14 protein-coding genes are annotated in these 16544 nt (G+C 43.9%); 13 read left to right on the top strand and 1 reads right to left on the bottom strand.

Going from position 1 to position 16544, the window contains the following annotated elements; genetic code table 11:
* The first annotated feature begins 4 nt into the window (after positions 1-4).
* The 13 genes from NV381_RS16450 to NV381_RS16390 all read left to right on the top strand — a co-directional run bounded on the left by NV381_RS16450 (position 5) and on the right by NV381_RS16390 (position 14848).
* Entirely contained in the window at positions 5-829 is an 825-nt protein-coding gene (locus NV381_RS16450) for an ABC transporter permease (protein ID WP_258214381.1), read from the top strand.
* An 83-nt stretch (positions 830-912) separates the two neighbouring features.
* Positions 913-2502: an ABC transporter substrate-binding protein gene (locus tag NV381_RS16445; protein ID WP_258214380.1), complete on the top strand. Its 1590-nt coding sequence runs from the start codon at positions 913-915 to the stop codon at positions 2500-2502.
* 215 nt (positions 2503-2717) lie between these two features.
* Positions 2718-4583 carry a sensor histidine kinase gene (locus NV381_RS16440; protein WP_258214379.1) on the top strand — a complete coding sequence of 622 codons (1866 nt, stop codon included), beginning with the start codon at positions 2718-2720 and terminating at the stop codon, positions 4581-4583.
* 27 nt (positions 4584-4610) lie between these two features.
* Positions 4611-6239, top strand: coding sequence for a response regulator transcription factor (locus NV381_RS16435; RefSeq protein ID WP_258214378.1), 1629 nt, complete (start codon positions 4611-4613; stop codon positions 6237-6239).
* Complete coding sequence (locus tag NV381_RS16430) at positions 6232-6663, top strand: HIT family protein (RefSeq protein WP_258214377.1); 432 nt, start codon at positions 6232-6234, stop codon at positions 6661-6663. The genes NV381_RS16435 and NV381_RS16430 overlap by 8 nt, the downstream gene beginning before the upstream one ends.
* A gap of 229 nt (positions 6664-6892) precedes the next feature.
* On the top strand, positions 6893-8416 hold the full coding sequence (locus tag NV381_RS16425) for a spore germination protein (RefSeq protein ID WP_258214376.1): 1524 nt from the start codon (positions 6893-6895) through the stop codon (positions 8414-8416).
* Positions 8417-8436: 20 nt separating this feature from the next.
* Complete coding sequence (locus tag NV381_RS16420) at positions 8437-9630, top strand: Ger(x)C family spore germination protein (protein ID WP_258214375.1); 1194 nt, start codon at positions 8437-8439, stop codon at positions 9628-9630.
* 6 nt (positions 9631-9636) lie between these two features.
* A complete protein-coding gene (locus tag NV381_RS16415) occupies positions 9637-9885 on the top strand; it encodes a hypothetical protein (protein ID WP_258214374.1) in 249 nt (82 codons plus the stop codon).
* 12 nt (positions 9886-9897) lie between these two features.
* The gene (locus tag NV381_RS16410; protein WP_258214464.1) at positions 9898-10983 is read left to right on the top strand and encodes a GerAB/ArcD/ProY family transporter; all 1086 of its coding nucleotides are present in this window, start codon (positions 9898-9900) and stop codon (positions 10981-10983) included.
* 283 nt (positions 10984-11266) lie between these two features.
* Positions 11267-12154 carry a MurR/RpiR family transcriptional regulator gene (locus tag NV381_RS16405; RefSeq protein WP_258214373.1) on the top strand — a complete coding sequence of 296 codons (888 nt, stop codon included), beginning with the start codon at positions 11267-11269 and terminating at the stop codon, positions 12152-12154.
* Between the two features lie 32 nt (positions 12155-12186).
* Positions 12187-13152: a LysR family transcriptional regulator gene (locus NV381_RS16400; protein ID WP_258214372.1), complete on the top strand. Its 966-nt coding sequence runs from the start codon at positions 12187-12189 to the stop codon at positions 13150-13152.
* A gap of 171 nt (positions 13153-13323) precedes the next feature.
* On the top strand, positions 13324-13866 hold the full coding sequence (locus NV381_RS16395) for an OsmC family protein (protein ID WP_258214371.1): 543 nt from the start codon (positions 13324-13326) through the stop codon (positions 13864-13866).
* Between the two features lie 61 nt (positions 13867-13927).
* A complete protein-coding gene (locus tag NV381_RS16390) occupies positions 13928-14848 on the top strand; it encodes an ABC transporter permease (protein WP_258214370.1) in 921 nt (306 codons plus the stop codon).
* A 77-nt stretch (positions 14849-14925) separates the two neighbouring features.
* Here the strand turns inward: NV381_RS16390 and NV381_RS16385 are convergent, their stop codons facing one another.
* A complete protein-coding gene (locus NV381_RS16385) occupies positions 14926-16242 on the bottom strand; it encodes an LLM class flavin-dependent oxidoreductase (RefSeq protein WP_258214369.1) in 1317 nt (438 codons plus the stop codon).
* Between the last annotated feature and the right edge of the window lie 302 nt (positions 16243-16544).

Genomic DNA, 16544 nt, shown 5'->3' with positions numbered 1-16544 from the left:
ATGTATGCTGAACAAGTGCATCAGGAACAGAACGTTTGTCATTAGCTCTATAGTACTGCTTCCTATATTAATCATTGCCGCGATTGGACCATGGATACTACCTCATGATCCGCTTGAAATTCATCCGGATATCGTGCTTAAATCTACCCTGCCGGAATATCTCCTTGGCACGGATGAATTTGGCAGAGATATATTAAGCCGGCTAATTCTAGGAATACGCCCCTCACTTATTGTAGCGATAGGCTCAACTATAGTAGCATTTTCCGTTGGGCTGCTGCTCGGAATTGTATCGGGTTACTTCCGTGGTATTGCCGAAAAAACGATTATGAGGGCTGTGGATATTATTTTGTGCTTCCCGCCGATTTTGTTGGCGTTGATGGTAGTTGGATTTTGGGGAGCGGGCATCAAAAATCTGATCATTATTATCGGAATCGTTTATGCTCCTCACTTTGCCCGAATCGCCTATTCGTCGACATTGCAGATCAAGCAGCAGGAATATGTAGAAAGTGAGTTGTCTTTGGGAGCGTCTCATATGCGGGTGTTGTTCGGCTGTATTTTACCCAACATCATGTCCCCGCTTATTATCCAAATCAGTTTGACTATAGCTGCCGCCATTCTTCTTGAATCGGGACTTAGCTTTCTCGGATTAGGCGTAATTCCACCTGAACCTTCATGGGGCCAAATGATTGGACAATCTAGGGGTTATATCAGCTTAAATCCGATGTATGCCGTCTGGCCTTCCTTATGTTTAGGTATCACCATTCTAGCCGTCAATTTGTTGGGTGACAGTCTAAGAGACATATTGGATCCGAAATTGAACCGTTCTTAAGCTTTGGTAATAAAGGCGGCCATTTCTAATGGCTGTCCCTATTATAAATACCGTATTATAAATAACAAGGGGAGGCATGCAGTATGGTGAAACGTTTGTCTAAAATGATGTTTTTAATTATGGTCGTTGTCTTGATAGTGAGCGGCTGTGGAGGGGCGGTACCGAATAAAGCCGCCGATTCCGCCAAACCGGACAACTCGGATAAAGGCAGTGCTAAAAACGGCAACCTCGTCTTCGGTCTATCCGGTGAGCCGGCGACCATGGACCCGCTGGTGCAAAACGGGACGCATGGCCGAACGATCAAACTGGCTATCTATCGCGGTCTTGTTAATTATGACAAGGAAGGAAAGCTGAGCAATGAATTGGCAGAGACATATTCCTTGTCGGCCGATAAAAAAACGTACACGTTTAAGCTTCGCGACGCTAAATTTCAAAACGGCGATCCAGTTACCGCAGAGGATGTGAAATATACATTCGAGCGAATCGCTAATCCAAAAAATAACGCGACTTTCCGCAACGAATTGTCCGTCATTGAAAAGATTGAAGCAACTGATGCTAAAACGGTTGCCGTAACACTGAAGGAGCCCTCTGCTCCGTTTATTCACTACTTGGCTCTTCCTGAGTCAGTTATTGTATCCAAGAAATACACCGAGGAGAAAAACGGCGATTTGAACGCGTCTCCGATGGGAGCAGGTCCCTTCCAGTTTGTTAAATGGACGAAGGGTCAAGAATTCGTAGTGAAGAAATTCGACGGATACTACAAGAAGGATAAGGGAAAATTGGATACTTTGAGATTCGTCTTTTATCCGGATGAAAATACAAGAGTCAATGCGCTCAAAGCCGGCGATGTGGATTTGATCGACACCGTACCTTGGAAGGACGCAGCGGCGATTGAACAGGATTCGAAGCTGAAGCTTGACGCAGTAAGCGGGCCGTTTATGCAGCTGCAGTTCAACACGCAGTTCGCGCCGTTCAGTGATCCAAGAGTCAGAAAAGCCATTTCGTATGCGATCGAACGCAAATCGATTATTAACACAGCGTTTAATGGACGTGGAAAACCGATATATGGCATGGCTATTCCAGAAGGCTATATGGGTTATAATGAAAAGAATGAGAAATATTTTGAGTACAATATTGAAAAGGCGAAAAAACTGCTTGCGGAAGCCGGCTATCCTAACGGCTTTAAAGCGCGTCTCTTATCCACATCCCAATTTTCTTATCACCAGCAAACAGCTGTGGCCGTACAGTCCGAGCTGAAGAAGGTTGGAATTGAAATCGAACTTGATCTGCCTGATTGGGCTACCCGTGTGAAGAAAAATACCGAAGGCAACTATGATTTTGTTGTAGCGGGCACAGCGGGAGATATTACAGATGCAGACTGGCTTAGCAACTTCTACACCGGTGGCCCTGCAAGACTTAACAATTCGGCTTTCTTTGATGACGCGCAAATCAACAAGCTGCTAATCGACGGCAGAAAAGAGATAGATGAAGCGAAGCGCAAAGAGATCTACGATAAATTGATTGACCGGGCGCTCGATTTATCGCCTTTCGTATATTTATCATGGCGTGAGCAAGCCTACGGAATGAAGGCGAGCGTCGGCGGATTCAAGAACATGCCGGGATTTTTATCCTTCCAATCCGGAATCACGCTGGAGGATACATTCATTAAGTAATGGCCGCTTGAGTCTTGGCAGCCCCCAGTCTCTTGTCTGGGGGCTGCTTATATAATTGTTGCTGGTCCAATAGGACTCCAGTACAATAGATACAACATGAAGAGAGTCTTTGCTGCGAAAAAGCTCGGCATGTGCTTACGAAGTAAACTTTCCTTACGGAAAGTTCTCGGGAGGGGAAGCCGATTCTGTACAAGATTAAGCAATGGATTGGCTTTTTGTATCGCAATTTGCAGATTCGGATCATAGTCTCCATTGTCATCCTCGTTTTTGCTGCCGTATTCTTTTCACTGAACATCAATTTTAAGCATACGGAAACGTTATTTGAGAAAGAGACCTCCGACCTGTTAATCAGCAACCTTGAGCAGGTAGGTAATCAAGTTGAGAATGTTACTTTGGACATGATGAAGTTATCGAATGTGTTAAGTCTGGATGATACCATTACATCGAATTTAAGTGCTTTTTCCAGAAGTCCGGATTTTAAAGCGTTCAGCAGGATGAAACTTCCGCAGGAGCTGACAACTGAAGATTATTCAAGAATGTCCAAGATTGAAAACCGCCTGAATTATACCAAAAACAACAATTTTTTTAATTATAACGCACATATGATTATAGTCAGCTCGGACGGAATTGTCAGCAATGTGATGGGGAACATTGTAAGCGATATCGATATGAACCAGGAGTATTTGAATTTCAAGCAAGAATTCGGCTCATGGCTAAAAGATGATGAGTGGTTTAATTCTCTCATTCGGCATGAAAGAGATTCGGTCTGGACGGTTCCGTTCCTTTACCATTCTTCCAACTTAAATGACGATAAACAATACGTGTCCCTTGCCAAATCTATAAAAAACAGCTTTACCGGCGAAATGCTGGGTGTCGTTATGATTAATTTGGACTTGGATAATTTCGTGTCCTTATTTACAGTACGTTCCAAAGGATCGATTCTGCTGTTGGATAGTCAGGATCGAATCATTAAGACCTCAGGCGAGGTAGAGATAAACGATATTAATAATGTGAAAAAAGACCTGAAGCTGTACGGTACGCAAAAGGGTTATTTTATCGGAGCCTCTGAAGGAAAGCGGTATATGGTTACTTATCATATTCTGAACCGGCTGAACTGGACGGTCGTATCGGTTATTCCTTATGAAGATGTGATGAAAAATACGTCAAGCCTTAAAAATCAGGTGTTGACTATCAATTATATTGTATTTGGGTTGTTTCTTTTGTCGAGTGTATCGCTAATCCTTTATATTACAAACCCTTTAAAGCTTCTTATTAAAGATTTAAGGAAGAAAAAAATCGGGGACTACAGCCTGGGAACTAAGGATATTACGTACTCCAACGATGTGAAGAGTATAGTGAGAAGCTTTGACCATTTGTTTAAAAGGGTTGATGAGCTGGTTCTTAAGGTAGTCGAAGAGCAAAGCAGAGAACAGGAACTGAAATATGAAGCGTTGAAGGCTCAGATTAACCCGCATTTTCTGTTTAACACGTTAAATATTATTAAATGGACTGCTATGATGAATGGGGCGGTTAGTGCCTCGAATATGATTGCCGATTTGGGAAGGCTTCTGGAGGTCAGTATGAAGAAGGGTGACGAAGAGATCACCTTAAAAGAAGAGCTGCATCTCGTTAAAGCGTACATGAATATTCAAAGCGCCCGCTATAATGACAGTATCGAATTGCATATGGATATCGACCCTAGCCTGGAGAAATATCAGATCATAAAGCTGCTGCTGCAGCCAGTGGTGGAAAACTGTATTTTGCATGGGCTTAAGAACAAAAAGACCGGCGGCAGGATCCAAATCGGAGCACAGTTGGAAGCGGGATGCTTGCGAATCGATGTGACCGACAACGGGGAAGGGATTGAAGAGCGAAGAATCCATGAAATTTTTAATGATGTGAACGAAGATACAGGAACTCAACATAAATTTAGCGGTGTAGGTCTCCGAAATATTGATGACAGATTGCAGCTTAAATACGGAGAGCCGTTCGGATTGCGAATTTCGGCATCTAAGGGGGAAGGGACAACCGTGTCTGTGATGATTCCGGCGATTATCAAAGAGGAAGACAGTTCATATTGAGGCTTGAAGGAAAGGGAGGTCATTCCAATGCTAAAAGTCATTATAGTGGACGATGAAGCTTTAGTCCGAATAGGAATAAAGTCATGTATCGAATGGGAAAGGTACGACTTTGAATTTGTCGGACAAGCGGAGGATGGAATACAGGCATTGGAGCTGATTGAGAAAACTCGTCCTGATATCGTGCTTACCGATATATTAATGCCGAATATGGATGGCCTGGAGCTGATTGGACAACTTTCGACCCTTTACCCGCATATCAAAGTCATCGTTTTAAGCTGTCATAATGAGATGGATGCCGTCAAAAAGGCGATGAGACTTGGAGCCGAGGATTATATATTGAAGCTCTCTATGCAGCCCGATGGTCTTCTGGAGGTACTTCTCAAAGCCAAGGTGCAAGTGGAAAAGGAAAGGGTGCAAAATGAAGAGAAAATCAATTTTGAATCGGTGTTAAGAGCGAATAAACAGGTCATAAAAAACGGCTTGTACAAGAAATTAGTGAGCGGCTCCATAGCTTATTCCGATTTTCAAAAAGAAGCGTCGGTTATGCAGGTTCAGCCGGGATTTGTTCAGTTTCTTGTCATTTACTGCACCATTGACGACTACTTCAATGCTCCGACCAAAAGCAGATTGCGAGACAGTCATTTGTTAAGCTCTTCGTTTCTTAATATTTTGAAGGAAGGGCTTAGCGAATTTACGAAAGCCGAGTTTGCCGAATTGGACGACGGGGATTATTTGATATTACTGGATACATCGGTCCATGCAGCATCAAATCATCAAGTGATGACTGAATTTTACCGGAAAATGAATCATTCTCTCAAGCGCTACTTGAATATCACCGTTTCTTTTGCAGTTTCCGGAAAGACCAATAGCCTGAAGGATGTTCCTGCACTCTACAGTAAAGCAAAACACGTTTCCGGATATCGTTTCTATCAAGGGAGAGAATGTATTATTTTTGCCGATAATATGACCGATTTCATCGATAAAGAAATTATTTTCGGCTTAGAGGAAGAGAAGCTGTTAATTGAATATATCCACGCTAATGACTATGACGGAGTGAAGATTGTCATCGATCGGTTTTTTAACATGATTTTGTCCAATGGGATCCATCATCCGATGAGGGTAAAGATGGCGATATTAAATGTGCTGTATATTTTCATGAAAGTATTCAAGCCTTACGAGGAGCAGATGCCGCCGGCATACAACGATTCGAACATGAAGTGGACGGAAATGATCCTGGACGCAGAAACGCTGCATGACATCAAAGGGTACGTAGAGGAATTCATCGCCGGGTTCATTCAATCTATGCTTTCCATCAAGGGAGAGGCGGCAAGACCTGAAATCATGAGCGTCAAGAGATATGTTTACGACAATATTGAACAAAATATTTCACTTGAGGATGCAGCCAAATTTTCGAACATGAGCAGAAGCTATTTTTCCTACATTTTCAAAAAAGAAATGGGCGATAGCTTTATTAATTTTGTAAATCGAACCAAGATGGAAAAAGCCAGGGAACTGATTATGAAACGAAACCTGAAGGTATATGAAGCGGCAGAGCAAGTAGGGATCAAGGATGAGGCTTACTTCAGCAAGCTGTTCAAAAAATATATTGGTGTCAGCCCTGGAAAAATTAAAGGAAAAGGCGGTACTTATGATTAATTGCAAAATTTGCATGAAGGAACAAAGCAGCGATCCGTATTTCGTTATGGAGAAAGGTCATTATGTGATTTACCATGCTCCTGTAGAAAAGCAATTGGTTGGTTATTTGTATGTTGAACCGAAGAGGCATGTTGAATCGTGGCATAAATTAACATCTGATGAAAAAAGAGAGCTTCCCGAGATTATTTCACAGTTGGAAAATATGCTCTATCAGGAAATTCAGGCTGAAAGGGTATACACGTTGACAGTGGGAGAGGTTGTCAGACATCTCCATATCCATCTTATTCCAAGGTGTGCAGGTGCTGCGATCGATGGTCTCGAGTTGATTCAACGGGCAGCTGGCCCCATGGGAACGGGTCAACCTGTTAGTAAAGCCGATATCCGGCAGTTTATAGAGAGAATACAAGCACACAACGGCAAATAGTGATGTTAAAATAATTGCTGCCCCTTCTACGCCGCCTTCATAATGACGAACTATCCGCTCTCGTCAAAGTCGACAGCCTGCCCCTCATTCGGCTGTCGCAACCCCAGTTTTCGTTGCCTATGCCGAATTAAGCCAACTCCCAAGACCTTTCTCTGCCATTTCCGTATAATCTTTCATACTTTGGATAATATTATAACATCAATGGGTCAATGAGTAGGGGGACAAGTCCGTGAGGGAAGAATCTACAGCCTCTGAGCAGCATGTATTGGCTGCAAGGCTTGACCTGAATATTGAAGAAATTCAAGACAGATTCGGCAGGAGCCAGGATCTGGTCGTAAAAGAGATGACCTATGGTACGACAGACATCGCTTTGGTGTATATCGATGGTTTGGTGGATACACATGTATTGAATCAATCGATTATTGCTTCTTTATTAAACGGCGACAAGCATAGCCGCAGCCTCCCGAGTTATTCAACACCTGCGAATCTACTGGATTTTTTCAAAGAAGAAGTGCTATCGATAGGCGATATCGGTCAGTTGAAGGAGATGAGCTGCCTATTTAACAGCCTGCTCTCCGGGGATGTAGTACTGCTTGCAGAAGGCCATGCCGATGGCTTGCATATCGGTGCTGCCGGCTGGGAGGACCGCAATGTCGGAGAACCAACTACGCAAACGGTTATCCGCGGCCCGATGGAGGCCTTTACGGAAAATATTCGCACCAATACTGCTCTTATTCGCAGGAAAATTAAAGATCCTCAGCTTTGGCTGGAGGGACGTCAAATTGGTACGGTCACCAAGACGAATGTCGCGGTCATGTATATGAGGCAGATAGCTGATGAAGACTTGGTGCAGGAAGTATTCAGTCGGCTGGATAAAATAAATATAGATAGCATACTGGAGAGCGGTTACATCGAGGAGTTTATTCAGGATAAGACATGGACACCTTTTCCGACGGTGTACAACTCCGAGCGACCGGATACGATTGCAGCCGGATTGCTGGAGGGCAAGGTGGCGATTATCGTCGATGGAACTCCGTTCGTCCTACTAGTGCCCGCATTGTTTGTTCAGTTTTTCCAATCCGCCGAAGACTACTATCAACGGGCTGACGTGAGCTCACTCCTGCGGCTCATGCGGTTTATGGCCTTTTTTATTACTATGCTTTCTCCATCGCTCTATATCGCGGTAACTACCTTTCATCAAGAGATGCTGCCCACCAATCTGCTTATTAATTTGGCAGCACAACGTGAAGGCGTCCCTTTCCCCGCATTCATCGAGGCTCTTATGATGGAAGTTACGTTTGAAATCCTAAGGGAAGCCGGCGTTCGCATGCCTAAAACCGTAGGACAAGCTGTTTCGATTGTAGGTACGCTGGTCATCGGTCAATCTGCTGTTGAAGCTGGAATAGTATCCGCAGTCATGGTCATAATTGTGGCCATTACGGCGATTTCCAGCTTTGTCATTCCAGCTGCGGGTATGTCCATCTCCATCCGTATGATTCGATTCATTCTAATGGGTTTGGCGGCTTCCTTCGGATTAATCGGAATTATGGTAGGGCTTCTATTGCTGGTCATCCATTTATCTTGTCTGCGTTCATTCGGTGTTCCGTTCTTAAGTTCTCTTTCTCCTTTTCATGGAAAGGACCAGAAGGACACCTTATTTCGGCTTCCATGGCCACTCATGACAACTAGGCCTATGTCCACAGCTAAGGAAAACCTTTGGCGGCAGCCGGAGACACCCAAGCCCAAGACTTGATAAGAAGGAGTGCTTCAGCATTGAAATTAGGCTTCCAACTTTGTGCTTGGCTTCTGCTGCTGACGCTTTTAACCGGTTGTTGGAATCGCAGGGAGTTAAATGAGCTTGGAATCCAGATGGGAATGGCTATTGATAAGATTGGCGATCAATATCAGTTGGCTGTACAGGTTGTCGTGCCTGGGGAGGTTTCATCGAGGCTAACCACTGGCAGATCACCAGTGACCTTGTATAAAGCAAGTGCGCCGACGATTTTTGAAGCTTTCCGGAAGCTGACTGAGACAAGCCCCAGAAAAATTTATTCAGCGCATACCCGAGTCCTGGTGATTGGTGAGTCGCTTGCCCAAGAAGGAATCGGGAAGATATTAGACTTGCTGTCTCGCAATCCCGAGGCAAGGACGGATTATTATGTGATAGTTTCAAGGGGGATAAAGGCTGAAGAGGTGCTGAAAGTAATGACCTCCCTGGAGAAAATACCTGCAAATAATTTGTTTTACTCTCTGGATACATCCTCCAAGAACTGGGCCCCGACAACAACTGTTACAATGGACCAGGCGATTCTTCAATTGGTAACCAGCGGCTTGAATCTGGTCTTGCCTGGAGTAGAAGTGTTAGGCAACCTATCGACTGGGGATAGCAAATCAAATGTAGATAAAATCGAGAATGCAGGATTGCTGCAATCTGCGGGCCTTGCGATATTCGATGAAGACAAGTTAATCGGCTGGCTGAATGAGGACGAGAGTAAGGGCTATAATTACATAAGAAACAACGTCAAAAGCACTGCAGGTCATATAAAGTGCCCGGACGGTGGAGTTCTTGCACTTGAGACGCTCCGCTCGGATACCAAAATGAAAGTAAGCTTTGATAACGGTGAGCCTCTTATTCTTATTGGTGTTGTCATCGAATCCAACATAGGAGAGGTTGAATGTAAAATCGATATTATGGAGCCCGATACAATTGTATGGCTGGAGCACGAAGCGGAAAAAAAACTGAAAAGTTTACTCCAACATACGATAAATAAGGTTAAATCCAAGTATAATGTGGATGTTTTTGGGTTTGGACAGGCTGTTTACAAAAAGGATCCCAAGGCTTGGAAAAAACTGAAAGGAGAATGGAAGGAAAGATTTCCTCGGTTAAAGGTCAATTATGATATCAATGTAACCATTCGAAGAACGGGAACAACCAACAATTCATTTCAAAACAATATCAAGGAGTAGCAGCCGATGTTCGTTATGGTTACAGGTTTAGTGCTTGCTGTTTCCGTTCTGGCTGCTGCTTTGGAGCTTCCTAAGCTAATCAAACAGAGACAGGGGAGGGAAGCGGCAGTTTACGGGGTTATGTTGGTTATAGGAATGGCTCTCTGCATCATAACAGGCATCAATATTAAGCTGCCGAGTCCCTTTCAGCTGCTGGTATGGGTCTATAAGCCTGTCAATGATTGGTTTGCCGCTATGTTTCCAGGGGGAGGTTGAAAGTACTTGAAGATGGAACAGATCAGCACCAAGCAGATGTCAGTCCTTATTATTTTTTTCGTTATTGGTGATATGCTGCTCTTCCTTCCTTCAAACATGGCAGCAATTACTCATCAGGATGCCTGGATTTCCGGCTTAATAGGTCTCGTGATTGGACTTCTCTTTGCCTGGCTCATATTTGAATTCAGTCAGTGCTTCCCTGGAATGAATCTCGTACAGATTCATAAACAAGTACTGGGGACATGGGTAGGCGGTGCTGTGTCCCTATTTTATATGCTTGTCATGTTTCATGACGCTGCTACTCAAGTTCGAGAAATCGGCGACTTTGTTACAACACAAATGATGACGGAAACGCCGATGAGAATCATTTGTATATTAATGGTAATTATGCTGGTTGTGGCCATTCGCAGTGGGCTGGAGTCGATTGCGAGAACCGCAGAGGTGTTGATCCTTGTTTTTGCAATCATGTTTATTGCGATTATTTTGCTTCTCATCCCCGAAGCCAAGCTGGATCGATTAACACCTGTGCTGGAGCACGACATTCCCACGCTGGTACATGGCTCACTATTTTTCATCGCTTTTCCTTTCACGGAGCTATTCGTAATGTGGATGATTCTGCCTAATGTTAAGGCGAATGAGCATTTGCGAAAGGATTTCATCCTCGCCTCTGTGATCGGAGGGATCGCCATTTTTGCTATTGTCTTATTGTCCTTGCTTGTGTTGGGTGCCTATCTCACGGAGCATCAGATGTATTCAACCTATACGTTAGCCAAAAAAATCGGCATCGGTCATTTTTTGGAGAGAGTGGAGGCTATCCTTGCCATCAGCTGGTTGTTATGTACCTATTTTCGCATGGTTATCTACGGGTATGGATTCATTAAAGGGATAGCTGAACTGCTGCAAATTCAAAACTACCGCTATCTGACAATACCATTCGGGACATTGACCTTCAGCTACGCTTTATTGATCGCGCCTAACGTTGTCTATTTCGATTCAATGAATCCTTACTGGGTTACATGGGATTTCACTTATTTTCCCGTTATTCCATTGATCGTTTATCTAATCTTTAAAATTAGACAGCGAGCAATGCGGAGATAAGATATTCCGTTTGTTTTTTGTTTGACCGTATGAAAATGAAATGATAATCTATATATACCCACTAGTCCAATAGGAATTATAAGTGTCTATCATTCAAATTGAAGATACAACTTTTACCTCATTATTCGATATGAGTTCTAGTTGTGTCTTTTTTTATCTTCAGTAGTGGTAATGTTTCTGGAATTATGGTTAGTGTGAGGAATTACTGAATCATAAAGTAAAAAGCAAGAATATTTATTGTCGAAGTGAAAAAAATTGTTGCTAATAGGAGAGGAGCTTCATTTTGTCTGATTCTGGTACCTTGTTTGGAAGAATTCAAGCTTCACTATCCAATCTGAGCGAAGCGAAGAAAAACGTCGGTCAATACATTTTAGAAAATTGGCAGGATGTATCATTTCTTACAGCATCGAGGGTTGCACAAAGAGTCGGTGTTAGCGAGTCTGTTGTAGTTCGGTTCGCACAGGATGTCGGATATTCAGGCTTTCCCGATTTGCAGAATGCCCTGCAAGCCATATTGCAGAATCGTTTGACCGCTGTCAAAACCTTGGGGGAAGTGAATACTGATGTTCTCATATCGAAAGAAAATGGCTGCTCGGGAATAGCACAGAAAATATTTGATTTGACTGTGAAAAATCTGCAGGCCACCCAACTAAGTAATTCGTCGGATTCGTTTGAAAAGGCTATAGAGCTCATCATGAGCTCGAACCGAATTGCTGTAGTCGGAAGCCGCAACGCCAGAGGACCGGCAACCGTACTAGCCGTACATTTAAATGAAATATTTACGAATACAATCTTGATTGGTTCTGGAACGGATGAGTTATTTGATAGTATTCGCTCCTTATATAGTACAGATCTTTTAATAACAATTGGACTTCCAACCTATGGTAAGCATACTATACTGGCATCTGAACTTGCCTATGAACGAGGGGTCAATCAAATTACAATTACAGACTCCTTAATCAGTCCTCTTGCGAAGCAAGCGGCTGTTGCACTGTTAGTTCAAGGAATGTCCTACTCATTCGCCAATTCCCATATTGCCAGCTTGTTTGTAGTCGATATTCTGTTACATCTGATTACAGTTCGAGGAAAAGGCAGGGTTCTTATGTCGTTGGAAGAAATTGATTTGGTCAATCGCCGTTACGGGCTTGTTTTATCAGAAAATGAAAAATAACTCCCTCGGAGACAAGGAAAAGGGTGGATCTTATGGACAGCAGAAAATTACATTATTTCGCAGAGGTTGCTTCAGCATCCAGCTTCACCAAGGCTTCAGAAAAATTATTGGTCGCTCAGCCTGCTATAAGCAAGACGATTCAAAAGCTGGAGGATGAGCTTCAATTGCTGCTCTTTGACAGATCAGAGAAATCCGCGATTCTGACTCAGGAAGGCAAAGTACTGTTTGATTATGCTAATGACATACTAGGTAAAATAGAGGATGCACGACGTGTGATGGAAGAAATGCGCGAGCTACAGAGGGGTGAGATTCGAATCGGATTGCCCTCCATGTTTGGCAGTGCCTATTTTCTACCGATCATCAAAGAGTTCAAGCGCAGCTATCCTTCACTTAATATTAGCGTTGTGGAAGAAGGAACCAAACAAATTCGTACATGGATAGAACGCAAGGAGATTGATTTCGGCATCATTTCCGCCAATCCGATTGAGACGGAAGTTGAAGTGATACCTTTGCTTAACGATTATATGGTTGCATGTTTTTCGGCTGACCATCCGCTTGCGGATAAAGAAGTAGTGACTCTGCATGAGCTATTAAGCGAGCCGCTAATATTTTTTAAGAATGACTGCTTTCAGAAAAAACTTCTTATTGAAGTCAGCAAAAAAGCGGAGCTTGAAATGAATGTAACCTTTACCACCAATCAGCTGTCGATTATCAAATCCCTTGTTGCTGAAGGCGTAGGCGTTACTATGCTCCTGAGGATGGTTACTATCTCGAACAGCAAGATGAGCACTGTTCCGATCTATCCGCCGATTCCTGTCCAGTTGGTAGTGTGCAAAAAGCGCAACACCTATTTGTCCAAAGCCAGTCAAACCTTTCTTGATTTTTTAAAGCAAAAAGCAGCAGCGTCGAATACATGCACCATAATAGAATTAAATGATCCGGTCTTTCCTTTCGAGACAAAGGAGGTTCAAGATCCATCGCATCAGGATTCATTCTGAAAAGTTATAATATGATGAAATAACAATACTGTATCAGAAATAAGGATTATGCTATATTTAGAACCAATGAAGGGCATAGAACAGGGAGAATGCAGAGATTAAGCGTGTTCTTATACTTCAAAACCGATTAAATAGGTAGGTAAAATAAGAATTAAAGAGGAGAGTTTAAACATGACTACATTGAACGAGTATTTAGCACAAAAAAAAGCTGCGGCTATTGCGCTGCAAGAACAAGCGAAAGCAGATCCTAAGCCTAACCATTTTTCAGCGAAAGTCCGTGCTGCTGGAAGAAGCGGAGTTCGTGAAATTCGCATCCGCGACTATCAGATCATCAGCGATAGCCCGGAAAATTTTGCAGGCTACAGTCTTGGACCTACATCTCCGGAGCTTCAGCTTGGTGTATTGGGAAGCTGCTTAACCCACATTACATTGATTCAAGCCGCCAAGCGAGACGTATCATTGGAGTCACTCGAGGTTGAAGTATTCGGTCAGCAGCATCCGCTCGGCGGACAAGAAGGCTTTGAGGAGACTCCATTCATTCCCTATAACATTCATTACAAGCTGCATATTGTTTCCAATGAATCTGCAGAGACTATCGCAGCGCTGCATGAAGCAGTTGAGCGAGTATGCCCGATTTACAATTTACTGCTTAATCCGCAGAATATAGCTGGAGAGGTTGTTCACACATCAAGCGCTGTCACCCAAGAAGCATAGCCGCAAAGATTCCTTAGCCGCTTATGGATATGTGCGGTAACAGCTTAAAGGACGGAGATCAATGAGTAAGTATTTGTATAAATCGTTTTTGCAGATCATTCCGGTACTTTATATTATTTCTTTGATCGTATTTATTTTGGTTCATGTCACGGGAGATCCGGTTGCATTAATGCTTCCGGATACGGCAAGTGAAGAGGACAGACGGATTCTTTCGGCAGCTCTTGGATTAGATCAGCCGTTGTATGTTCAATATTATCGCTACATGTCACATTTGCTGCAGGGCGATTTCGGCACATCCTTCCGTTACAGAGAAGCAGCGCTCCCCATTGTGCTGGAACGACTGCCGGCAAGCTTTGAGCTGGCAGCTGCGTCTATGGTTGTTGCTTGCTGTATTGCGGTTCCCTTTGGCATTTGGTCTGCGGTTAAACGCAATACGGCAGGAGATATATTAATATCCGGCATCTCGGTTATGGGTAAGGCGATGCCCAATTTTTGGGTAGGCATTATGTTGATTTTGTTGGTTGCCGTTAACCTGGGTCTGGTTCCGGTTTCCGGTCGTGGTACTTTTGCGCACTTAGTGCTTCCGGCTCTTACTTTAGGAATGGGTGTAGCAGCTGAAATGACCCGATTGGTCCGATCCAGCATGCTGGAAATTCTCGGACAAGATTATATCCGGACTGCGAGAAGCAAAGGGGTATGGGAAGCTGCCGTTATTAATAAGCATGCACTTCGCAATGCACTTATTCCGGTTGTTACAATTACTGCGCTTCAGTTAACAAATCTGGTCGGTGGAGCTTTGGTAACAGAAACGGTCTTCTCCTGGCCGGGTATGGGGCAGCTCATTGTCCAGGCAATTAACTCCCACGATATGGCGATAGTACAGGCGGCTGTGTTTGTTATAGCCATAATGGTTATTTTGATTAACCTTGCAACCGATATTGCGTATGGATTTCTTGATCCGCGCATTAAGTACAATCATTAACTTGTTGTACATAAACAAGATGAGCCCGGTGATTCCAAGGCAGTTGACCTTGATATCACCGGGCTATATGTTATTCGTTATACACGGGCATATCGGCTCTTCGGACGAGGCAATCCTAAGTTTTCACGAAGCGTGCGACCCTCATATTCAGTTCGGAATAAACCTCTGCGCTGCAGCTCGGGAACTACAAGCTCAACAAAATCTTCGAGTCCGCCAGGGAAGTAGGGCGGCATGATATTAAAGCCATCGGCGGCATTACCAGCAAACCATTCTTCCATATGGTCAGCAATTTGGGAGGGGGTGCCGAGAATAACGCCGTGTCCACGCGAGCCTGCGACCCGATAGGCCAACTGGCGAACCGTTAATTGCTCGCGTCTGGCTAATGCTGTGAGCAAATGTGATCGGCTTTTGGCGCCATCCGTTTCCGGCAGCTCTGGAAGAAGCTCATCTAGCGGGAATTTGGATACGTCTTGTCCGAGGCGAGCAGATAACGCATCCAGACCGACGGACAGATCAACCCAACTCGATAATTGGTCAAACTTGTCTCTTGCTTCCTGCTCTGTTTTTCCGATAATGGGCATCAGGCCAGGCATGATGAAGAAATGTTCCGGAGACTTTCCGTGCTGTGCTAATTTGCTTTTGATTCCGGCATAGAAGGATTGGGCATCCTTTAATGATTGTTGGGCAGTAAATATAATATCGGCAATTTCCGCTCCGACATCTTGACCCGTATTTGACGATCCAGCCTGAATAAGCACGGGATAGCCTTGAGGAGGTCTGGAGACGTTCAACGGTCCTCTAACTGAGTAATTCGGTCCTTTATGATCCAAGTAGTGAAGCTTTGTTTTATCAAAAAATACCCCGGATTCCTTGTCGTGGATGAAAGCCCCGTCTTCCCAGCTATCCCACAGTCCCTTAACGACTTCCACAAATTCCTTAGCCTTCTCATAGCGGGATGAATGATCTGGATGGCTGTCTTTGCTGAAATTCAGTGCAGTTTCCGCAGACGAAGTTGTCACGACATTCCAGGCGGCCCTTCCTCCGCTCAAATGGTCCAGCGAAGCAAAGGCACGAGCCATATGAAACGGTTCGCCGTAAGTCGTTGAGGAGGTTGCGGCAAGCCCGATATGCTTGGTGACCGCTGACAAAAAGCCCAGTAAGGTTAAGGGCTCAAACCGGGCGACAACGGAGGGAGCAGCGTTAGGCGATGTACCCAATCCGTCTCCAATGAATAGCAGGTCGAATTTTCCACGCTCCGCAGTTTGCGCAATATGCTGCAGCAGAGATAAATTTTCTCCCCCGGCCTGTGCATCAGGATGACGCCATCCGCCTACATGATGCCCTGCAGCTTGGATGAAAAGTCCGAGCTTGATTTTCCTGGTTGAATTGCTCATTGTTTAGATTCTCCTTTGATTGATACTTTTTTGAGGTTTGAGTTGAAGCTGGTGCAATTAAATTCACACTATTCCTATGTGTATTAATAAGGAACTATAATTGGTTAAAATCCTACTTGTCAACTAAAAAAGCCGTAACTTTCCTCATTCCCGCAAGTTATAGCACGATAACAATTAAGTATTATATTGTTTGAATAAGCCTGTGTTATGCTGTATTTATGAATGGTTCTGTGTCGATCAGTCGGCTGAAGACCTCTTTAAAAGCTTTTGAGGAACTATTTTTTTTGAGTTTAAAACCCATT

Source organism: Paenibacillus radicis (ex Xue et al. 2023) (assembly GCF_024722015.1).
In the GTDB taxonomy this organism is placed as follows: Bacteria; Bacillota; Bacilli; order Paenibacillales; family NBRC-103111; genus Paenibacillus_S.
This window is presented reverse-complemented; position numbering and strand designations above follow the sequence as displayed.